Annotated in this window: 25 protein-coding genes; 15 read left to right on the top strand and 10 right to left on the bottom strand. The window is 66.4% G+C overall.

Annotated elements, in window-relative coordinates:
- Positions 1 to 4 precede the first annotated feature (4 nt).
- Positions 5 to 772: a hydroxyacylglutathione hydrolase gene (gloB, locus tag PIJ50_RS09125; protein WP_271974603.1), complete on the bottom strand. Its 768-nt coding sequence runs from the start codon at positions 770 to 772 to the stop codon at positions 5 to 7.
- A gap of 59 nt (positions 773 to 831) precedes the next feature.
- Here gloB and PIJ50_RS09120 point away from each other — a divergent pair, with 59 nt between their 5' ends.
- From PIJ50_RS09120 to PIJ50_RS09090, 7 genes are all read left to right on the top strand, one after another.
- Complete coding sequence (locus PIJ50_RS09120; RefSeq protein WP_271974600.1) at positions 832 to 1602, top strand: class I SAM-dependent methyltransferase; 771 nt, start codon at positions 832 to 834, stop codon at positions 1600 to 1602.
- A 224-nt stretch (positions 1603 to 1826) separates the two neighbouring features.
- Positions 1827 to 2387, top strand: coding sequence for a F0F1 ATP synthase subunit delta (locus PIJ50_RS09115; RefSeq protein WP_271974598.1), 561 nt, complete (start codon positions 1827 to 1829; stop codon positions 2385 to 2387).
- The gene (gene atpA, locus PIJ50_RS09110; RefSeq protein ID WP_271974597.1) at positions 2387 to 3925 is read left to right on the top strand and encodes a F0F1 ATP synthase subunit alpha; all 1539 of its coding nucleotides are present in this window, start codon (positions 2387 to 2389) and stop codon (positions 3923 to 3925) included. The genes PIJ50_RS09115 and atpA overlap by 1 nt, the downstream gene beginning before the upstream one ends.
- Before the next feature lie 22 nt (positions 3926 to 3947).
- Positions 3948 to 4817: a F0F1 ATP synthase subunit gamma gene (locus PIJ50_RS09105; RefSeq protein WP_271974596.1), complete on the top strand. Its 870-nt coding sequence runs from the start codon at positions 3948 to 3950 to the stop codon at positions 4815 to 4817.
- A gap of 19 nt (positions 4818 to 4836) precedes the next feature.
- Positions 4837 to 6264, top strand: a complete 1428-nt coding sequence (gene atpD, locus PIJ50_RS09100) for a F0F1 ATP synthase subunit beta (protein WP_271974595.1) — start codon at positions 4837 to 4839, stop codon at positions 6262 to 6264.
- 9 nt (positions 6265 to 6273) lie between these two features.
- Positions 6274 to 6672: a F0F1 ATP synthase subunit epsilon gene (locus tag PIJ50_RS09095; protein ID WP_271974593.1), complete on the top strand. Its 399-nt coding sequence runs from the start codon at positions 6274 to 6276 to the stop codon at positions 6670 to 6672.
- A 96-nt stretch (positions 6673 to 6768) separates the two neighbouring features.
- Complete coding sequence (locus tag PIJ50_RS09090) at positions 6769 to 7122, top strand: H-type lectin domain-containing protein (protein ID WP_271974591.1); 354 nt, start codon at positions 6769 to 6771, stop codon at positions 7120 to 7122.
- A 4-nt stretch (positions 7123 to 7126) separates the two neighbouring features.
- Here the strand turns inward: PIJ50_RS09090 and PIJ50_RS09085 are convergent, their stop codons facing one another.
- The 6 genes from PIJ50_RS09085 to PIJ50_RS09060 form a co-directional block, all read right to left on the bottom strand.
- The gene (locus PIJ50_RS09085) at positions 7127 to 8143 is read right to left on the bottom strand and encodes a ribose-phosphate pyrophosphokinase (RefSeq protein ID WP_271974589.1); all 1017 of its coding nucleotides are present in this window, start codon (positions 8141 to 8143) and stop codon (positions 7127 to 7129) included.
- A 66-nt stretch (positions 8144 to 8209) separates the two neighbouring features.
- Positions 8210 to 9247 (bottom strand): threonine aldolase family protein, encoded by a 1038-nt coding sequence (locus PIJ50_RS09080; RefSeq protein WP_271974588.1) that lies wholly within the window; start codon positions 9245 to 9247, stop codon positions 8210 to 8212.
- Positions 9247 to 9690 (bottom strand): YcgN family cysteine cluster protein, encoded by a 444-nt coding sequence (locus PIJ50_RS09075; protein ID WP_271974587.1) that lies wholly within the window; start codon positions 9688 to 9690, stop codon positions 9247 to 9249. Before PIJ50_RS09075 ends, PIJ50_RS09080 begins: the two co-directional genes overlap by 1 nt.
- A 34-nt stretch (positions 9691 to 9724) precedes the next feature.
- On the bottom strand, positions 9725 to 10648 hold the full coding sequence (locus tag PIJ50_RS09070) for a bifunctional riboflavin kinase/FAD synthetase (protein WP_271974585.1): 924 nt from the start codon (positions 10646 to 10648) through the stop codon (positions 9725 to 9727).
- Between the two features lie 57 nt (positions 10649 to 10705).
- On the bottom strand, positions 10706 to 11593 hold the full coding sequence (locus PIJ50_RS09065) for a TIGR01459 family HAD-type hydrolase (protein ID WP_271974583.1): 888 nt from the start codon (positions 11591 to 11593) through the stop codon (positions 10706 to 10708).
- Positions 11593 to 12507: a manganese-dependent inorganic pyrophosphatase gene (locus PIJ50_RS09060; protein WP_271974582.1), complete on the bottom strand. Its 915-nt coding sequence runs from the start codon at positions 12505 to 12507 to the stop codon at positions 11593 to 11595. Before PIJ50_RS09060 ends, PIJ50_RS09065 begins: the two co-directional genes overlap by 1 nt.
- Positions 12508 to 12710: 203 nt before the next feature.
- Between PIJ50_RS09060 and PIJ50_RS09055 the strand changes: the two genes are divergently transcribed.
- The 5 genes from PIJ50_RS09055 to PIJ50_RS09035 all read left to right on the top strand — a co-directional run bounded on the left by PIJ50_RS09055 (position 12711) and on the right by PIJ50_RS09035 (position 16453).
- The gene (locus tag PIJ50_RS09055) at positions 12711 to 12923 is read left to right on the top strand and encodes a hypothetical protein (RefSeq protein ID WP_271974580.1); all 213 of its coding nucleotides are present in this window, start codon (positions 12711 to 12713) and stop codon (positions 12921 to 12923) included.
- 202 nt (positions 12924 to 13125) lie between these two features.
- Positions 13126 to 13413 (top strand): co-chaperone GroES, encoded by a 288-nt coding sequence (locus tag PIJ50_RS09050; protein WP_271974578.1) that lies wholly within the window; start codon positions 13126 to 13128, stop codon positions 13411 to 13413.
- 45 nt (positions 13414 to 13458) lie between these two features.
- Entirely contained in the window at positions 13459 to 15093 is a 1635-nt protein-coding gene (groL, locus tag PIJ50_RS09045; protein ID WP_271974577.1) for a chaperonin GroEL, read from the top strand.
- 161 nt (positions 15094 to 15254) lie between these two features.
- Complete coding sequence (locus PIJ50_RS09040; RefSeq protein ID WP_271974575.1) at positions 15255 to 15716, top strand: lytic transglycosylase domain-containing protein; 462 nt, start codon at positions 15255 to 15257, stop codon at positions 15714 to 15716.
- 44 nt (positions 15717 to 15760) lie between these two features.
- Positions 15761 to 16453, top strand: coding sequence for a hypothetical protein (locus PIJ50_RS09035; protein WP_271974573.1), 693 nt, complete (start codon positions 15761 to 15763; stop codon positions 16451 to 16453).
- Here the strand turns inward: PIJ50_RS09035 and PIJ50_RS09030 are convergent.
- Positions 16423 to 16866 (bottom strand): NUDIX domain-containing protein, encoded by a 444-nt coding sequence (locus PIJ50_RS09030; RefSeq protein ID WP_271974571.1) that lies wholly within the window; start codon positions 16864 to 16866, stop codon positions 16423 to 16425. The two genes, PIJ50_RS09035 and PIJ50_RS09030, sit on opposite strands and share 31 nt — an antisense overlap.
- A complete protein-coding gene (locus PIJ50_RS09025) occupies positions 16863 to 17114 on the bottom strand; it encodes an accessory factor UbiK family protein (RefSeq protein ID WP_271974569.1) in 252 nt (83 codons plus the stop codon). The genes PIJ50_RS09030 and PIJ50_RS09025 overlap by 4 nt, the downstream gene beginning before the upstream one ends.
- Positions 17115 to 17212: 98 nt before the next feature.
- Here PIJ50_RS09025 and lgt point away from each other — a divergent pair, with 98 nt between their 5' ends.
- Genes lgt through pgeF form a run of 3 tightly spaced genes read left to right on the top strand, consistent with a single transcriptional unit; the run spans position 17213 to position 19850 of the window.
- A complete protein-coding gene (gene lgt, locus PIJ50_RS09020) occupies positions 17213 to 18091 on the top strand; it encodes a prolipoprotein diacylglyceryl transferase (protein ID WP_271974567.1) in 879 nt (292 codons plus the stop codon).
- Positions 18088 to 19113, top strand: a complete 1026-nt coding sequence (locus PIJ50_RS09015; RefSeq protein WP_271974762.1) for a class I SAM-dependent methyltransferase — start codon at positions 18088 to 18090, stop codon at positions 19111 to 19113. Before lgt ends, PIJ50_RS09015 begins: the two co-directional genes overlap by 4 nt.
- On the top strand, positions 19110 to 19850 hold the full coding sequence (gene pgeF / locus PIJ50_RS09010) for a peptidoglycan editing factor PgeF (protein WP_271974565.1): 741 nt from the start codon (positions 19110 to 19112) through the stop codon (positions 19848 to 19850). Before PIJ50_RS09015 ends, pgeF begins: the two co-directional genes overlap by 4 nt.
- Here the strand turns inward: pgeF and PIJ50_RS09005 are convergent.
- Entirely contained in the window at positions 19828 to 20334 is a 507-nt protein-coding gene (locus tag PIJ50_RS09005; RefSeq protein WP_271974564.1) for an Lrp/AsnC family transcriptional regulator, read from the bottom strand. The two genes, pgeF and PIJ50_RS09005, sit on opposite strands and share 23 nt — an antisense overlap.
- Between the last annotated feature and the right edge of the window lie 29 nt (positions 20335 to 20363).

The following is a 20363-nucleotide window of genomic DNA, read 5'->3' as shown; positions in this document are numbered from 1 at the left end:
GTGCCTAGAAATTGTCCTTCCTTTCGCGGATCGCGGCAAAGACCTCGACCACCGGGGCGTCCGGGAGGCCGACAGCCTGACGCAGATTCGGCCGGTCCGCGCGCAGGAAGGGGTTGGTGGCCAGTTCCTCGGCCAAGGTCGAGGGGACGGTGGGCCGACCATCGGCCCGCGCCTCCTCGGTGGTGTCGAGGCGAGAGATAAGGGCTGGATTTTCCGGTTCAAGAGAGTGGGCGAAGCGCAGGTTCGACTCGGTGTATTCGTGGCCGGAACAGATCAGCGTTTCGGGGGGAAGGGCGGCCAGTTTCTGCAGGCTGTTCCACATCTGGGCGGGCGTGCCTTCGAACAGTCGGCCGCAGCCCCCGGCCATCAGCGTGTCGCCCGTGAAGGCGTGGCCGGTTTCGGGGAAGTGGAAGGCGATGTGGCCGACGGTATGGCCGGGCGTGTCGATCACGTGCACCGGCGTGCCCAGCACCTTGAAGATGTCGCCTTCGGTCACTTCGATGTCCAGGGGGGGCAGGCGGGCCGCGTCGGCGGCGGCGCCCACGACCTTGGCGTCCGAAAAGGCCTGAAGCTTCGCCACGCCCGCGATGTGGTCGTCGTGATGATGGGTCAGCAGGATGTGCGTCAGCGTCCATTTCCGGGCCGAGAGCGCGGCCATGATCGGGCCGGATTCCGGCACGTCCACGCATACGGTTTCGTCGCGGTCGCTGTCGTGCAGCAGGAAGGCGTAGTTGTCCCTGAGGCAGGGGATCGTCAGCAATTCGATGGGCATGGCAATTCCTTCCGTCTCCGCCTAGAGTTCCAGCATTCCTCTAACGCGCGCCTTACGCAATGTATCTCGACGTCCTGGATTTGCGAAATTTCTACTATCGCACGCAGCTGGGCCGCGTGGCGCAACGGGCCATCCGCGACCGGCTGGTGGAGATGTGGCCCGAGGCCAAGGGCCAGACCGTGGTGGGCTTCGGCTTTGCTGCCCCCCTGCTGCGCCCCTATCTGGATCAGGCGCGGCGGGTGATCGCCGTGATGCCCGCGCCGCAGGGCGTGATGCCCTGGCCCGCGGGGATGGAGAACGTGTCCCTTCTGGCCGAGGAGGCCTCCTGGCCCTTGGAAACCGGCATGGTGGACAAGCTGGTCGTCCTGCACGGGCTGGAGCCGTCGGAGGAGCAGCCCGACCTTCTGGACGAATGCTGGCGCGTGCTGGGGCCGGGCGGGCGGGCGATCTTCGTGGTGCCGAATCGTTCGGGCTTCTGGGCCCGGACCGAAGGCACCCCCTTTGGCTTTGGCCGGCCCTATTCGGCCAACCAGCTGGAATCGCAGTTGCGCCGGCATTCCTTCGTGCCCGAACGCGCGGTGTCAGCCCTGTTCGCGCCGCCCTCGCACCGGCGGTTCTGGTTGCGCACGGCCGGGATGTGGGAACGGGCGGGGCGCCGCTTCGCGCCGTGGCTCGCGGGCGGGGTCGTGATGGTGGAGGTGTCGAAGCAGGTCTATGCCCCCCGCAAGCCCGGATTGACGGCGGCGGTGACGCGTCCCTTGAAGGCGCTGGAGGGGGTGACCGTCCCCAAGCCGCTTCCGGCGCCGCGCGCCTGGGCTGTCAAGAATTAATACATCGTTAACGCGTGAAAATGCCTGCGACATGGCGTCACATGCGACATCGGGGGCGCCCGGATGCGTCAGGAAATACAGGTTTCGCGGCGGCTTCACAGTTGCGGCACCCTTATTGCTCTGCTATTCCGACGCCGACCTGTGATGCATGTCCGACATGCGCACACCATTGCCTTGCGGAAGGGCTTTGTCCGCCGCAGGGGCAGAACATCGAAAGGGTTGAAGTGTCTGAACCGGCCTCGATTTCCACTGGTATCGCGACACGTTACGCGACCGCAGTCTTCGAACTGGCGAAGGACGCCAACTCGATCCCCGCTCTGGAATCCGATCTGGACACGCTCGACTCCGCCCTTGAAGGCAGTGCCGACCTGCGTGACCTGATCGCGTCTCCCGTCTACAGCCGCGCCGAACAGCAGGCGGGCATCCGCGCCGTGGGCGGGGCGATGGGCCTGTCGGACCTGACGGTCAACAGCGTGTCGGTGATGGCGTCGAAGCGCCGCTTGTTCGCCCTGCCGCGGATGATCGCCGCCCTGCGCACCATGATCTCGGACCATCGTGGCGAAGTGCTGGCCGAGGTGACCTCGGCCCAGCCGCTGTCGCCCGAACAGGCCGCGAGACTGTCCGAAACCTTGAAGGCCAAGGCCGGCAAGGACGTGAAACTGAAAACCGCCGTTGACGAGTCGCTGATCGGCGGCCTTGTCGTGAAGCTTGGTTCGACCATGATCGACACCTCGATCCGCTCGAAGCTTTCGGCTCTCCAGAATGCTATGAAAGAGGTTGGATAATGGCAATCCAGGCTGCTGAGATCTCTGCGATCCTTAAAGAGCAGATCAAGAACTTCGGTCAGGATGCCGAAGTGGCCGAAATCGGCCGCGTCTTGTCGGTTGGCGACGGGATTGCCCGCGTGCACGGTCTGGACAAGATCCAGGCCGGCGAGATGGTCGAATTCCCCGGCGGCGTGCGCGGCATGGCCCTGAACCTCGAGACCGACAACGTCGGCATCGTGATCTTCGGCAATGACAGCGGCATCAAGGAAGGCGACACCGTCAAGCGCACGAACTCCATCGTGGACGTGCCGGTGGGCGACGCCCTTCTGGGCCGCGTGGTGGACGCGCTGGGCAACCCGATCGACGGCAAGGGCCCGATCGTCACGACCGAACGCCGCGTGGCCGACGTCAAGGCGCCGGGCATTATCCCGCGCAAGGGCGTGCACGAGCCGATGGCGACGGGCATCAAGTCGGTCGACGCCATGATCCCCGTGGGCCGCGGCCAGCGCGAGCTGATCATCGGCGACCGTCAGACCGGGAAAAGCGCGATCGCGCTGGACACGATCCTGAACCAGAAGTCCTACAACGAAGCCGCCGGCACGGACGAGGGCAAGAAGCTCTATTGCGTTTATGTCGCGATCGGGCAGAAGCGTTCGACCGTTGCGCAGCTGGTGAAGAAGCTGGAAGAAACCGGCGCCATGGCCTATTCGATGGTCGTCGCCGCCACCGCCTCGGACCCCGCGCCGATGCAGTACCTGGCCCCCTATGCCGCGACGGCGATGGCGGAATACTTCCGCGACAACGGCCGCCACGCGCTGATCGTGTACGATGACCTTTCGAAGCAGGCCGTAGCTTACCGTCAGATGTCGCTGCTGCTGCGCCGTCCGCCGGGCCGCGAAGCCTATCCGGGCGACGTGTTCTACCTCCACTCCCGCCTGCTGGAGCGTTCGGCCAAGCTGAACGCCGACTTCGGCTCGGGCTCGCTGACGGCGCTGCCGATCATCGAGACGCAGGGCGGTGACGTGTCGGCCTTTATTCCGACGAACGTGATCTCCATCACCGACGGCCAGATCTTCCTGGAAACGGAACTGTTCTATCAGGGCATCCGCCCGGCCGTGAACACCGGTCTGTCGGTGTCGCGTGTGGGCTCCTCGGCCCAGACGGACGCGATGAAGTCGGTCGCAGGCTCGATGAAGCTGGAACTGGCGCAGTACCGCGAGATGGCGGCCTTCGCCCAGTTCGGTTCGGATCTGGACGCTTCCACCCAGCAGCTGCTGAACCGTGGTGCCCGTCTGACCGAGCTGATGAAGCAGCCTCAGTATTCGCCGCTGACCAACGCGGAAATCGTCTGCGTCATCTTCGCCGGCATCAAGGGCTACATCGACAAGGTGGCGGTCAAGGACGTCACCCGCTTCGAAGCGGAACTGCTGGCCTTCCTGCGGAACGATAAGCGCGATCTGCTGGACGACATCACCAACAACGACCGCAAGGTGAAGGGTGAGCTGGAAGAGAAGATCCGCGCGGCCTTGGACGCTTTCGTCAAAGACTTCGCCTGAGGGCGGGGCAGGGAGATAGAGCATGCCCAGCCTTAAGGACCTGAAAAACAGGATCGGAAGCGTCAAGAACACGCGGAAGATCACCAAGGCGATGCAGATGGTCGCCGCCGCGAAACTGCGCCGCGCGCAGGAGTCGGCGGAGGCCGCGCGCCCCTATGCCGAGCGGATGAACGCCGTGATGGCGGGACTCGCCGGCTCGGTGCAGGGCACGGACGGCGCGCCGCGCCTTCTGGCCGGCACGGGCCGCAACGCGGTGCACCTGCTGGTCGTGATGACGGCGGAACGCGGTCTTTGCGGCGGCTTCAACTCCTCGATCGTGCGCAAGGCGCGGCAGCATCTGACGACGCTGCTGGCGCAGGGCCGGACCGTGAAGATTCTGACCGTCGGCAAGAAGGGCCGCGAACAGCTGCGCCGCGACTTCGGCCACCTGTTCATCGGCCATGTGGACCTGTCGGACGCCAAGAAGCTGGGCTACACCCACGCACAGTCCATCGCGCGCGAGGTTCTGAGCCGCTTCGAGGCTGAGGAATTCGACGTCGCGACGCTGTTCTACGCGCGTTTCGTGTCGGTCATCAGCCAGGTGCCGACGGCGCAGCAGGTGATCCCGGCCGTGTTCGAGGCCGCGGGCGAGGAGCGGACGGACTACGACTACGAACCCTCGGAAGGCGAGATCCTGACGGATCTGCTGCCGCGGGGCGTGGCGACGCAGATCTTCACGGCGCTGTTGGAAAATGCCGCGTCCGAACAGGGCGCGCGGATGAGCGCGATGGACAATGCGACCCGCAACGCGGGCGACATGATCTCGGACCTGACGATCGAGTACAACCGGACCCGTCAGGCCGCGATCACCAAAGAGCTTATCGAAATCATCTCGGGCGCCGAGGCGCTCTGATCCCGAACGGAGAAACGACATGGCACAAGCAGCACAGGGCAAGGTGACGCAAGTCATCGGCGCCGTCGTGGACGTGCAGTTCGAGGGGCCGCTGCCTGCGATCCTCAACGCGCTGACCACCGACAACAACGGCAAGACGCTGGTTCTGGAAACGGCCCAGCATCTGGGCGAAAACACCGTCCGCGCCATCGCCATGGACGCGACCGAAGGTCTGGTGCGCGGCGCCGCCGTGACGGACATGGGCGCGCCGATCACCGTTCCGGTGGGCGACGCCACGCTGGGCCGCATCCTGAACGTCATCGGCGAGCCGATCGACGAGGCCGGCCCCGTGGCCGCGACCGAGATGCGCGCCATCCACCAGCCCGCCCCGGACTTCGATCAGCAGGCCACCACGTCCGAGATCCTGGTCACGGGCATAAAGGTCATCGACCTGCTGGCCCCCTATGCCAAGGGCGGCAAGATCGGCCTGTTCGGCGGCGCCGGCGTGGGCAAGACGGTTCTGATCATGGAACTGATCAACAACATCGCCAAGGTGCACTCGGGCTATTCCGTGTTTGCCGGCGTGGGTGAGCGCACCCGCGAAGGCAACGATTTGTATCACGAGATGATCGAGTCGGGCGTCATCAAGCCGGACAACCTGGCCGAATCGAAGGTGGCGCTGGTCTACGGCCAGATGAACGAACCGCCGGGCGCACGCGCCCGCATCGCGCTGACCGGCCTGACCATCGCCGAGCAGTTCCGCGACACCTCGGGTTCGGACGTGCTGTTCTTCGTGGACAACATCTTCCGCTTCACGCAGGCCGGGTCCGAAGTGTCGGCGCTGCTGGGCCGCATCCCGTCCGCCGTGGGCTACCAGCCGACGCTGGCGACCGACATGGGCGCGCTGCAGGAACGCATCACCTCGACGAAGAAGGGCTCCATCACCTCGGTGCAGGCCATCTACGTTCCGGCCGACGACCTCACCGACCCGGCGCCCGCCACGTCCTTCGCCCACCTCGACGCCACCACCACGCTGAGCCGTGCAATCTCGGAACTGGGCATCTACCCGGCCGTGGACCCGCTGGACTCCACCTCGCGCCTGATGGACCCGACCATCGTCGGCGAGGAGCACTACAAGGTGGCCCGCGACGTGCAGGGCATCCTTCAGCGCTACAAGTCGCTTCAGGACATCATTGCCATCCTCGGGATGGACGAGCTGTCGGAAGAGGACAAGCTGACCGTGGCCCGCGCCCGCAAGATCCAGCGCTTCCTGTCGCAGCCCTTCGACGTGGCGAAGATCTTCACCGGCGCGGACGGCAAGCAGGTTCCGCTGGAAGACACCATCTCGTCCTTCAAGGCGGTCGTGGCGGGTGAATACGACCACCTGCCGGAAGCGGCCTTCTACATGGTCGGCGGGATCGAAGAAGTCAAAGCCAAGGCCGAGAAGCTCGCCAAGGCCGCGGCGTAAGGGGGCAACATGGCCGATACCCTGCAATTCGACCTGGTCACCCCGGAGCGGAAGCTGTCTTCCGTTCCCGTGACCGAGGTGCAGATCCCGGGGGCCGAAGGCGACATGACGGTGATGGCGGGCCACGCGCCCACGATCACCACCCTGCGCCCCGGCATCCTCAAGGCCATCGGTCCGCAGGGTCATCTGACCTTTGCCGTCACGGGTGGTTTCGCCGAAGCCTCGGGCCCGTCGCTGTCGGTTCTGGCCGAACAGGCGATCCCGGTGGACGAAGCCAACGCCACCATCTTCGATGAGCTGGTGGCCGAGGCGCGCAGCTTGGCCGACGCAGCCTTGCCCGAGGACCGGGCGGTGGCGGACAAGAAGGTGGCCGATCTGATCGCCCTTCGCGCCGCCGCGGGATACTGAGAAAATACGGATGAAAAAGGGCCCGTCGCCATGTGCGATGGGCCCTTTTCCTATGCTGCGTCCGTGTTATCTTCCGCCGGACGTAGAGAAAATTTCATGAAACAGATCATATCCACGGCAAGCCTGGGGATTCTTCGCGGATCCCAGATGATGTTCACCGACTTCGCCGATGGAGGGGAGATGTGGACGAGCACCGGCCCTCGGGAACGGCGCCGGCCCATCCTGTTCTCCGACCGCTTCACCAACCTTCCCGTGGTGACCGTGACCGTGTCGATGTGGGACATGGCGCAGGAAACCGCCTTCCGCGCCGACCTTTCGGCCGAAAACGTGCGCGTGGACGGTTTCGATCTGGTGTTCCGCACCTGGTCGGACACGCGCATCGCGCGCATCCGGGCCGATTGGGTGGCGTTGGGCCCGATGCGCGACGACGATCAGTGGGACGTCGAATAACGCCTCAGCGCGAATAAAGACCTTCGTAGATCGGCACCAGCGTGTCCGTTTCGAACAGCGAGGAGACGGAGGTGCCGTTCCACGTGTTCAGGATGGCTTGGGCGAACATGGGGGCCGTCGGCACGATGCGGATGTTGGCGCAGTTGCGCACCGCGTCCGTCGGCTCGATCGAATCGGTGATGACCAGCGATTTCATGACCGATCTCGACACGCGTTCCACCGCCGGACCCGACAGCACGCCATGGGTGATGTAGGAATGAACCTCGGTCGCGCCGTTTTCCACCAGCACCTCGGCGGCCTTGCACAGGGTGCCGGCGGTGTCGCAGATGTCGTCCACGATGATGCAGGTCTTGCCGGACACGTCGCCGATCACCGTCATCTCCGCGATCTCACCGGCTTTTTCGCGGCGCTTGTCCACGATGGCCAGCGGGGCGCCGATGCGCTTAGCGATCTCGCGCGCGCGGGCCACGCCGCCCACGTCTGGGGACACGATCATCACGTCCTGCATCCGGCCGCGGAAGTGATGCTCGATGTCCAGCGCGAAGACGGGGGCGGAATACAGGTTGTCCACCGGGATGTCGAAGAAGCCCTGGATCTGCGCTGCGTGCAGGTCCAGCGTCAGGATGCGGTCCACCCCCGCCTCCACCAGCAGGTTCGCCACCAGCTTGGCCGAGATCGGCGTGCGGGCCTTGGCACGGCGGTCCTGACGGGCGTAGCCGAAATAGGGGATCACGGCCGTGATGCGGTCCGCCGACGACCGGCGCAGCGCGTCGGTGATGATCAGCAGCTCCATCAGGTTGTCGTTGGCGGGGTTGGAGGTCGGCTGGATCACGAACATGTCTTCGCCGCGGACGTTCTCGTAGACCTCGACGAAGATCTCTTGGTCGTTGAAGCGTTCGACCCGCGCATCGACGAGGCTGACAGCCATCCCCCGATGCACGGCCATGCGGCGCGCGATGGCCTTGGCAAGGGTCTGGTTGGCGTTGCCGGCAATCAGCTTCGGCTCGGTCAGTGCGGGCATGGGGGCTATCCTTGGCAGCGGAATCGTCGCGCCCCGAATAGCACCCAATGCCCGTGGCGGGAACGCCTATCCCCGCAGATGTGACAGGAAAGTATCGACCTCGTCGGCGGTCGTGGACCACGAGGTGACAAGCCGCGCCCCGAGGTTCGACCCGCCGTTCAGGTCGCGCAGGTTGTAGAACACGGCGCCCGCCGCGGTGGCCCGCGTGTGGCCCGCGGCCGGGAATTCCGCGAACAGCATGTTGGCCTGCACCGGGTGCATCAGGCGCCCGCCCGGCAGCGCCTCGATCCCCGTGGCCAGCCGCGCGGCGGAGGCGTTGGCCCGGCGGGCCAGATCCAGCCACAGATCCCCCTCAAGATACGCGTCCATCTGCGCCGAAAGATACCGGTGCTTGGAGAAGAGATGCGCCCCGCGTTTGCGGCGCAGCTCGAATTCCTTCGCCTTGGCGGGGTCGAAGAGGATGACCGCTTCCACGCCCATCAACCCGTTCTTGGTGCCGCCGAAGGACAGCACGTCGATGCCGGCCTTCCACGTCATCTCGGCCGGGGTGGCCCCGGTTGAGACAAGGGCGTTGGCAAAGCGCGCGCCATCCAGATGCGTCGCCAGCCCCGCGGCCTTCGCCATCCCGGTCAGTTCCGCAATCTGGTCGGGGGTGTAGACGGTCCCGAGTTCGGTCGTGTTGGTCAGCGTCAGGGCCGAGGGCTGGGCGTTGTGGACCGAGGCCGGGACCAGCCGGCCCAGCGTGGCCTTCAGCGCGGCCGGATCGATGCGGCCGTCGTCGCCGGGGACGGTGATCAGCTTGCCGCCGTTCATGAACGCCTCGGGGGCGTTGCATTCGTCCACCTGCACATGGGCCAGCGTGTGGCACAAAGCGGCGCCCCAGGGCGGGGTCAAGAGGGCCAGCGACAGCGAATTGGCGGCGGTGCCGGTGGCCACCAGATAGATCGCGGCCTCCGGCGCCTCGAACACCTCCCGCAGCCGGGCGCGGACGCGGTCCATCACCGTGTCGTTGCCATAGGGCATCTCATAGCCCCCATTGCAGCGGACAAGTGCGTCCAGAACCTGCGGCGGCACGCCCGAGGCGTTGTCGGAGGCGAAGAACATCAGGGGGTCTCCTCGATCAGGTAATCTTCCCAGTCCTCCTCGGATACCTGATATTCGGGGACAGTCCACCCCCGCACCGACGCCTGCGCCCTGTGGATCGATTCGCGGTCGCCGGTGATCAGGTGATGCCAGTCGGGCAAAGGCTTGCCTTCGTGCAGCCGGCGATAGGCGCAGGTCCTGGGCAGCCAATAGGCAATCTCGGGCAGCTTCTTCGGGGTCAGTTGCACGCAGTCGGGCACGTAGTCGCGCCGCGTCTCGTATTTCGAGCAGAAGCAGCTGGTGCCGTCCAGAAGCTTGCAGGCCACGCGGGTGAAGGCGATCTCGTTCGTGTCCTCGAACTCGATCTTGTTCAGGCAGCATTTGCCGCAGCCGTCGCACAACGCTTCCCATTCCTGGGGCGTCATGTTCTTCAGCTTCACGGTTTCCCAGAATTTGTCGCGCATCATGGGGCCCAAGTGGGGGTTGCGGGGCGGGATGTCAAAGCCCCGACAGACATTCGCGGGCACGGACGCAATCGGCGTCCATCTGGGCGATCAGCGCGGGCAGGCCGTCGAAGCGCAGTTCGGGCCGAAGATACTCCACCAGCGCGACGGACAGGTGCTGGCCGTAAAGATCGCCGGAAAAGTCGAACAGGAAGGTTTCCAGGTTCGGCACCTCTCCGTCGAACATGGGGCGCACGCCAAGGCTGGCCGCCCCCTGGTAACGCCCCGCCTGCGGGCCCGTCAGCACGTCCACCAGCACGGCATAAACGCCAAAGCGCGGCAGGTGCAGCCCCTTCAGGGCCATGTTGGCCGTGGGATAGCCCAGTTCGCGCCCGCGCTTTTCGCCGTGCAGCACCTCCCCCTCGATCCGGTGCCAGTGGCCCAGCATCGCGGCGGCGTGTTGGGGGTCCCCCTCGCTCAGCGCGCGGCGGATCGCGGTGGAGGAGATCTGGTCCCCTTCCAGCCCCACGAGTTCGGCGATCGTCACGTCGAAGCCAAGGTCGCGGCCCATGGCGGCCAGCGCCAGTGCGGTGCCGGCCCGGTCCCGCCCAAAGCAGAAGTCCTGCCCCACCACGATGCGCGACACGCCCAGACTTTCGGCCAGAACCTCGCGCACAAAGGCCTCGGGCGTCAGGGCGGCCAGTTCCTTGTCGAAGGGCAGTTCGTAAAGGTGCTGCACACCCAGCTTCGCCAAGCGGTTCGCGCGGCTTTCGGCGTTCATCAGGCGGAAGGGGGGCAGGTGGGGGGCGAACACCTCGCGCGGGTGCGGTTCGAACGTGACGACGCCCAGCGGGGCCGGTCCGCGCGCCAGGTCGATCACGGCCTGATGGCCCAGATGCAACCCGTCGAAATTGCCCATCGCGACCGCCGCGCCCCGCGCGTCGGTCGGAAGGTCGCGCCAATGCCTGTGGATGTTCATTGTCCGGTGCCCACCAGTGTCCACCCCCCTATCGCGCAGGGGGGCGGCGGTTGCAAGTCAGCGCAGGTGGCCGATGGCCCAGGTCGGCTCCAGCGTCTGCTCCAGGATCCAGCGCTCCAGCAGGGTGGCGTCGGGATTGGCGGTGTCGTCGCCGAAATGCCCGGCGGCGAGGCCCGAGGTGATGAAGAGCGTGTCGATCTTCTGGTTCAGCCCGCCCTGCACGTCGGTCAGGATGCCGTCGCCCACGCACAGCGTCTGGGCGTCCGTCACGTCGGCGAGGGCGGCCAGACGGCGGCGGGCCAGATCGTAGATCGGGGCGTGGGGCTTGCCCAGATACAGGCTGTCGCCGCCCATCTGGTCATAGGCCAGCGCGATGGCGCCCGCGCAGAAGACGCGGCGTTCGCCCACGTCCACCTCGATGTCGGGGTTGGCGCACAAAAGGCGCAGGTTGCGCGCCCGGGCCTGTTCCAGCACGTCCATGTAATCGGCGGGCGTTTCCGTCATGTCGTCAAACAGGCCGGTGCAGACGATGCCCTCCGCCTCCTCCAGCGGGACGCGGGTGATGGCGGGCTGGTTGGCGGCGACGGCCTTCAGATCGTCCGACAGGTCGGAAAAGAACGTCTCGTCCTTGGGGGCGCCGATGTGGTGGACGCGGCGACCCACTTCGCCCGTCAGCATCGCGAACTGCGCCGCATCGCCCGAGGTGGCGATGTCGTCCCAGCAGTCGCGCGGAACGCCCATGCCGTCCAGCTGCGCCGCCACCGACCGGCCGGGGCGGGGGGAGTTGGAGACGAGGATCACGACCCCGCCCGTCTTGCGGAACGCCCGAAGGGCCTTCACGGCATCGGGGAAGGGGGCCACGCCGTTGTGCACGCAGCCCCAGATGTCGCAGAACAGCGCGCGATACTGGCCCAGTTCGGCCAGTGCGTTGACGATCCGGGCCATCAGACGGCCAGCATCGGAATGATCTGCTTCTTGCGGCTCATCACGCCCGGAAGCACGACCGTGTCGCCCGTGACGGTGACGCCGAAGCTTTTCTCGGCGATGGTCTTCACCAGATCGTTCGGGACCAGCAGCGTCGCTTCTTCCTTCAGGATGTCGATCACGAACAGCAGGACCTGGTCGGCCCCATCCTCGGCCGCGACGCCGGGCATGGCCGCGACCAGCGCGTCCTTGCGCGACAAGATCTGCGCGGGCGAGGTGGTTTCAAGGACTGAGATGCGCAGCTCCTTCCCGCCGAGGCTGTATTCCTTGCTGTCCATCTTCAGCAGTTCCGCTTCGGAAAAGGCGGAGACGTCGGATTTCGCGGCGAACATGTCGGCGGCCAGTGCGGGGATGTCGACGCGCAGGGCGCGGGCCAGCTCCTCGGCCACGGCGCGGTCGTGCGGGGTGGTGGTGGGGCTGCGGAATTCCAGCGTGTCCGACAGGATGCAGGACAGCATCAGGCCCTGGATGTGGCGGGGCGCCCGTTCCACGGCGCTGCCCATCAGGTCGTACATGATCGTGGCCGTGCAGGCGAGGGGACGGATCGTGATGTCGATCGGCGTCTTGGTCTTCAGCCCGCCCACCAGCAGGTGGTGGTCGATGATCGCGGTAAGGGCGGCATCGCCGATGTTGTCGGGCAGTTCGGCCGGGTTGTTGGTGTCCACGATCACCACCTGGTCGCCCGCGGCCAGTTCCAGCTGGTCCGGCACCGGCGCGTCCCAATGCTTCAGCACGAACAGCGCCTCGGTGTTGGGGGTGCCCTGAACGAAGGCCTTGGCCGGCACGTTGCGCATCTCCGACTGGTACCAGGCCCAGACGATGGCCGAGGCGGTGGTGTCGGTGTCGGGGGATTTGTGGCCGAAGACCTTGAGCATGGGGATCATCCTGCATTGACGCGTTGCGGAATCTATAGGACGCACCTGCCCCCTTGTCACCCCGCCCGTTTTTGCGGCGCTTCCGGCACGGCCTATGCGTCCGGCGCATGACGGGTCTTCGCCTTTCCGCCGTTGTGGGGAAGGGCCCCGCAGCGCATCTTGTGGGCAACGGAGGACAACCGTTCCACATCGGAGAGACCGCCATGACCACGCTGAACGCCACCATCACCACCCCCCGCAACACCGCCCCCGCGTCGGGCCTGTTCGCGCGCATCGGTTCCTTCTTCGCCCTCATGGGCGCCGTGCACCGCGTGAAGGTGTCGCTGGAGTCCCGTCGTGAGCCGGCCGCGGCCGACCTGCAACTGCTGGGCATCAACCCCGCGCAGATGCCCAAGATGCACAACGCCCGCGCCTGAACCTCGGGCGCCCACGTTCCCTCGGCAAACACGCCGGAAGCCCCGCGCTTCCGGCGTTTTTGTTTTGTCTTGCACGGTGTCGTCAAAATTTCGCAGGACGCCCGTTGACAGGTCCGGACCACCTGCATAGCTTCCGGGTCGTTAGCACTCGGGTTGCCTGAGTGCTAAAGACATTCAACATGGACCCTGAGGGAGCTTCCAGATGGCATTCAAACCGCTGCACGACCGTGTTCTGGTCCGCCGCATCGAAGGCGACGAAAAGACCAAGGGCGGCCTGATCATCCCCGATTCCGCGAAAGAAAAGCCCTCCGAAGGCGAAATCGTCTCGGTCGGTGAAGGTGCGCGCAAGGATTCGGGCGAGCTGATCGCACCGTCGGTGAAAGCTGGCGACCGCATCCTGTTCGGCAAGTGGTCCGGCACCGAAGTGACGATCGACGGCAAAGAGCTGCTGATCATGAAGGAAAGCGACATCCTCGGAATTCTTTCCTGAGCCTTCGTTCTTCCTCAACGCAATTAGACTGACAGGAGCAATCCAATGGCCAAGGACGTCAAGTTCGACACCGATGCCCGCGACCGCATGCTGCGCGGCGTGAACATCCTCGCAGACGCTGTTAAAGTCACGCTGGGCCCGAAAGGCCGCAACGTCGTGATCGAGAAATCCTTCGGCGCCCCGCGCATCACGAAGGACGGTGTTTCGGTCGCCAAGGAAATCGAACTTTCCGACAAGTTCGAGAACATGGGCGCCCAGATGGTGAAGGAAGTCGCTTCACGCACCAACGACGAAGCCGGCGACGGCACCACGACGGCAACGGTGCTGGCGCAAGCCATCATCAAGGACGGCCTGAAGGCCGTGGCCGCCGGCATGAACCCGATGGACCTGAAGCGCGGCATCGACCTTGCGACCTCCAAGGTCGTCTCGGCGATCAAGGCGGCGGCACGTCCGGTGAACGACTCGGCGGAAGTCGCGCAGGTCGGCACCATCTCGGCCAACGGCGAAGCGGAAATCGGCCGTCAGATCGCCGACGCGATGCAGAAGGTCGGCAACGAGGGTGTCATCACCGTCGAAGAGAACAAGGGCCTCGAGACCGAGACCGAAGTCGTCGAAGGCATGCAGTTCGACCGCGGCTACCTGTCGCCCTACTTCGTCACGAACCCCGACAAGATGGTCGCGGAACTCGATGACGCGCTGATCCTGCTGCACGAGAAGAAACTCTCGTCCCTGCAGCCGATGGTTCCGCTGCTGGAAGCCGTGATCCAATCGCAGAAACCGCTGATCATCGTTGCTGAAGACGTGGAAGGCGAGGCTCTGGCCACGCTGGTCGTCAACAAGCTGCGTGGCGGCCTGAAGATCTCCGCCGTCAAGGCTCCGGGCTTCGGCGACCGTCGCAAGGCGATGCTGCAAGACCTCGCGATCCTGACCGGTGGTCAGGTGATCTCCGAAGACCTCGGCATGAAGCTGGAAAATGTCACGATCGACATGCTCGGCTCGGCCAAGAAGGTCACGATCACCAAGGACAACACCACGATCGTCGACGGCGCCGGCGACAAGGCCGAGATCTCGGCACGTGTGGCCCAGATCCGCACGCAGATCGAGGAAACCACCTCGGACTACGACAAGGAAAAGCTGCAAGAGCGCGTGGCCAAACTGGCCGGCGGCGTTGCCGTGATCCGCGTCGGCGGCATGACCGAAGTCGAAGTGAAAGAGCGCAAGGACCGCGTCGATGACGCCCTGAACGCAACCCGCGCGGCCGTCCAGGAAGGCGTTGTCGTGGGTGGTGGTGTTGCCCTGATCCAGGCCGGCAAGTCGCTGGAAGGCGTCGAGGGTGCGAACTCCGACCAGAACGCGGGTATCGCCATCGTGCGCCGCGCGCTGGAAGCCCCGCTGCGCCAGATCGCCCAGAACGCGGGCGTGGACGGTTCGGTGGTTGCCGGCAAGATCCGTGAATCGAACGACGTGAAGTTCGGCTTCAACGCCCAGACCGAAGAATACGGCGACATGTTCTCGTTCGGCGTGATCGACCCGGCGAAGGTCGTCCGCACCGCTCTGGAAGACGCGGCATCGGTGGCCTCGCTGCTGATCACCACGGAAGCCATGATCGCCGACAAGCCGGAGCCCAAGGCGGCCGCCGGCGGCATGCCCGACATGGGCGGCATGGGCGGCATGATGTAAGCTGCGGTTTCCGTTCGGAAATCAGGGGGCGTCCTTCGGGGCGCCCTTTTTCGTTTGCGCAAGAATCCGCGCATGCGGGTTGACAGCGGGAACCCGCGCTTGCCCGGACGCGGCTTCGCCCGCTAGCACTTCACCAACGATAACAAATCCGGGACGTGAAGATGCTGCGCACCACCCTTGCCCTGACGCTGATCCTTGGCCTTGCGGCCTGCGGAGGAGGGGGCGAGGTCTCCCGTGCGGCAGCACCCGATCTGTCGGTTCCATCTGGTCGCGCCGAAGTGTCGCGCATGGTCGACGATTACGCCGATCGCTACGGCGTGCCGCGCGCGCTGGCGCATCGGGTGGTGAAGCGCGAAAGCACCTACAACCCGGCGGCGCGCAACGGCACCTATTACGGGCTGATGCAGATCGCCCCGGCCACCGCCCGCATCATGGGCTTCCGAGGAGAGCCGACCGAGCTTCTGGACGCCGAAACGAACCTGACCTACGCGATGAAGTATCTGCGCGGGGCTTGGATGGTGTCCAACGGCAGCGAGGATCGCGCGGTGGAGTGGTATTCCAAGGGCTATTACTACGAGGCCAAGCGTAAGGGCCTGCTGGAACAGACGGGCCTCCGCTCCTGATCCTGCCGGTCGTTGCCCTTGCCGCGCTGCCCGTCCTGCTCCGCATGGCGCTGGACGGCGGGGCGGACCCGCGCAGCCTGACGGGAACGGTGCTGGCCTTCGCGGCTGCGTCCATGTGGCTTCTTCTTCTCGGGCGGCGCAGGCGGACGGGTCTTCGCCCGAAGCTGTCGATTGACGTCGCCTCGGGGCTTGGCGCGCTTGGCTGTGTCGCGTGGATCGGGGGGCTGGCCTTCGCGAAGGCCGATCCCAGCGCAGCGGTCGTGGTCGTTCCCGCGGCGGCCGCGCTGACCCTGCTGGCCGCGCGGCTGGTTTTGCGGGAACCGGTGCCGCCCTTGGCTTGGGGCTTCGCGCTTGTGGCGGCGGTGCCGCTGGCGCTGCTGGGGTCGCTCCTTCTGGTTCTGGCGGGCGCAGGCTTCGGGGCGCAGGCGGTGCTGATGCGGCGGGGCAGCGGCATGACTCGGCACGCAAGCCACCTGATCCTGTCCCTTCCCGTGGCGGTGGTCCTGCTGTTCGACCTGCCGCCCCTGCGGGGGGAGGCGCTGGCCTGCGCCATTGCCGCGGGACTCTGCGTCGGGGTGGGCGGCTGGGGCTGGAACTGGGTGCGCTTTCCGGCGCTGGCCCCGCTGGCGCTGGTCGGGGCAGCCCTGACGCTGGGGGTCGCGCCCTTGGTGCCGCTGGTGCTGGCCGTGATCGGCGCGTTCGGCGTTCAGCGGATGATCGGCTCCAACGGGTCGTAGATCATCCGGTCGCCCCACGCCGCTTCGGCCAGCGTGTCGGGCTTCACGCGCAGGGTGGCCAGTTCCTCCCGCGTCACCCAGCGGCGGTCTGTTACCACCCCTTCGGGATCGCGCCAGTCGTCCGACAGGGTTCCACGAACCAGGGTGCAGCGGAAGTAGAGGTCGACCTGGTGGAACGTGCCGTCCGGGTCGTGGAATTCGTTGACCAACACGGGCGCGCCGACGGACACGCTCAGGCCCGTTTCCTCATGCACCTCACGCATCAGGTTGTCGGGCAGGGCGCTGTGACGCTCCACCCCACCGCCCGGCGCGGTCCAGAGGTCGGACACGCCCCCGGGCCACGCGTTCACGATCAGAAGGCGGTCTTGCGCGTCCAGGATCAGGGCGCGGACCGCCAGCCGGGGGCCGGTCACTCGGAAACCGGCTTGGCCTCCAGCGCGGCGATGCGCGCGGACAGGGCCTCGTTCTCGGCACGGGCCTTGGTGGCCATCAGGCGGACGGCCTCGAACTCTTCCCGCGTGACAAGATCGCGGTCGGCCAGCCAGCGGTCGACCATGCCCTTGAAGGCGGTGTCGGCCTCAGTCTTGGCGCCCTGGGCCACGCCCATCGCGTTGGTCATCAGCTGCGACATGTCATCGAGGAATTTGGATCGCGCGGTCATGGCATCTCCTGTTGGCTTGGACCATGATATGGCGGCACGGGCCAAGGTTGACAACCCTGCCGCCGCACCGGACAAAGCGGCAAAACCCCCGAGGTGACATGAGCTACATCCCCTTTCCGGACATCTCGCCCGAGATCTTCACGCTGAGCCTTGGCGGATTCTCCTTCTCCCTGCGCTGGTACGCGCTGGCCTACATCGCGGGGCTGCTTCTGGGCTGGTGGGTGGTGCGCCGCGCGATCGGCTGCCCAAAGCTGTGGCCCGCCGACACCCCGCCCATGACGGCCGAGCAGGTGGAGCGCCTGCTGACCTGGGTGATCCTGGGCGTCGTGCTGGGCGGGCGGCTGGGCTTCGTGCTGTTCTACGAACCGGGATACTACCTGAGCCATCCGGGCCAGATCCTTCAGGTCTGGCAGGGGGGCATGTCCTTCCATGGCGGCTTCCTGGGGGTCGTGGCGGCCACCTGGATCTTCAGCGCGCGCGAAAGGGCGCCGAAGCTGTCGGTCGCGGACATGATGGCGCTGGCGGTGCCGCCGGGGCTGTTCTTCGGCCGCATCGCGAACTTCATCAACGCCGAGTTGTGGGGCCGTCCCACGAACCTGCCGTGGGGCGTGGCCTTTCCGGGCGAGGCCGCGCAGGAGTGCGGCCAGCTGACGGGCGTCTGCGCGCGCCACCCCTCGCAGCTTTATGAGGCGGGGCTGGAGGGGATCCTTCTGTTCGCGCTGATCTGGCTGCTGATCCTGCGCCGCCACTGGCTGAAATGGCCGGGGGCGATCTGTGGGGTGTTCATCGCGGGCTATGGCGTGTCGCGCTTTCTGGTGGAATTCGTGCGCCAGCCGGATGCGCAGTTCGTGTCCGAGGGCAACCCGCTGGGCCTCGCGTGGCAGATCGGCGGCTATGGCCTGACGCAGGGGCAGGCGCTGTCGCTGCCGATGGTCGCGGTGGGGCTGTGGCTGATCGGGCGGGCGCGGCGGGCGTGACGCCGCTGGGGGATCTTCTGGCGCGCCGCATCGCGCAGACTGGGCCGATCACCTTGGCCGACTACATGGCCGAATGCCTGCTTCATCCCGAACACGGATACTACACCACCGGAGAGCCGTTCGGGACCGCCGGCGATTTCACCACCGCCCCCGAGATCAGCCAGATGTTCGGCGAGATGCTGGGTCTGTGTCTGGCGCAGGCGTGGCTGGATCAGGGCGGCGGGGCGTTCACGCTGGCTGAACTTGGGCCCGGCCGCGGCACCCTGATGGCCGACATCCTGCGCGCGACGAAGGGCGTCCCCGGTTTCCATGCCGCCGCCGATCTGGTTCTGGTGGAGGCGAGCCCCCGACTGCGCGCGATGCAGGCCGAACGGCTGCCCGCGCGCCACGTGGACCGCGTGCACGACCTGCCGGACGGCCCCCTGTTCCTTGTCGCGAACGAGTTCTTCGACGCCCTGCCGATCCGCCAGTTCGTGCGCGAGGGCGCGGGCTGGCGCGAACGCGTGGTAGGGCCGGACCTGACGCCGGGCCTGTCTGCCCCGCTGACCCTTCAGTACTTGGCCCACCGGTTGGACGACACGCAGGATGGGGATGTGGTGGAGATCTGCCCGCAGGCCGCCCCCATCATGGAAGCGATCGCGCAGCGCGTGGCGCAGGGCGGTTTGGCGCTGATCGTGGATTACGGCGGCTGGCGGTCCCGTGGCGACACGTTCCAAGCGCTGTCGGGCCACGCCTCTGCCGATCCGTTCGCGGCCCCCGGGCGGGCCGACCTGACGGCGCATGTGGATTTCGAGGCGCTGGCCTTGGCCGCCATGTCCTGCGCCCACCGCTACACCACCCAAGGGCGGCTTCTGGCCGCGCTGGGCATCGGGCTGCGGGCCGAGCGCTTGGCAGTCAGGGGCAACGCCGCCACCCATCTTTCGGCGCTGGAGCGGTTGACCGATCCCGCGCAGATGGGTGAACTGTTCAAGGCGCTGGCGATCACGCCGCCCGCCGCACCACCACCACCGGGGTTCGCATGACGCTGGACATCATCACTTCGCGCGCGCTGCATCCGCTGCGCCACGGCTTCTTCACCCGCAAGGGGGGTGCCTCCTCGGGCGTGTTCGCGGGGCTGAACTGCGGCTATGGCAGCAGTGACATGCCCGAGGTCGTGGGCATCAACCGCGCCCGCGTGGCCAAGGCGATGGAGGTGCCGGCCGACGCGATCCGCACCCTGAACCAGGTGCATTCCGCCACGGTGGTGACGGCGCCCTTCGACGGCACGCCCGCCGCGGACGCCATGGTGACGAACCGGCCGGGGGTGGTCCTGTCCATCCTAACGGCGGATTGCCAGCCGGTGCTGCTGGCCGACGCCAAGGCGGGCGTGATCGGTGCGGCCCATGCGGGCTGGAAGGGCGCCATTGGCGGCGTGCTGGAGGCGACGGTGCAGGCCATGCGCGATCTGGGCGCCACGGACATTTCCGCCGTCATCGGCCCCTGCATCAGTCAGCGCGCCTACGAGGTGGGGCCGGAGATGCTGGACACCTTCCTGGCCGAGGATGACGCCTATGCCCGCTTCTTCGCGCAGGGGCAGGGGGACCGGCTGCTGTTCGACCTTCCGGGCTTCGGACTGTCGCGTCTGCGCGCGGCGGGGGCCGAGGCGGAATGGACCGGCCATTGCACCTATTCCGACCCCGACCGCTTCTATTCCTTCCGCCGCACCACCCACGCAAAGGAAGCCGACTACGGACGCCTTATCGCGACGATCCGGCTTTGATCCGCGCCTCCAGCACGTCGAAGGGGACGCCGGGTTCGTCCTTGGCCCCGCGGATGACAAGGCTGGTCTTCACGCTGGCCACGTTCGCGGCGCTGGTCAGATGTTGCGTCAGGAAGGTCTGGAACGTGCTCAGATCCGGGGCGACGCATTTCAGGATGAAGTCGATCTCGCCGTTCAGCATGTGACATTCGCGGACAAGCGAGAGGGAGCGGCAATGCTCCTCGAACGCGGACAGGTCGCGTTCGGCCTGGCTGTGCAGGCGCACCATGGCGAAGACCTGCACCTCGAATCCCATCTGGCGGGGATCGATCTGCGCGTGATAGCCGCGGACATAGCCCGCCTCCTCCAGCGCGCGGACGCGGCGCAGGCAGGGCGGGGCGGAAATGCCCACGCGGCGGGCAAGTTCGACGTTGGTGATTCGACCGTCGGCCTGAAGTTCTGCCAGGATCTGTCGGTCAATGGGATCGAGCTTCGATCCGGCCATGCAAGTCTCCGTTCGTGATGGTCGGACAT

Source organism: Falsirhodobacter sp. 20TX0035, assembly GCF_028307215.1.
Taxonomy (GTDB): domain Bacteria; phylum Pseudomonadota; class Alphaproteobacteria; order Rhodobacterales; family Rhodobacteraceae; genus Falsirhodobacter.
Note: the sequence above shows the minus strand (reverse complement) of the source record. Positions and strands in the feature narration are given on the sequence as shown.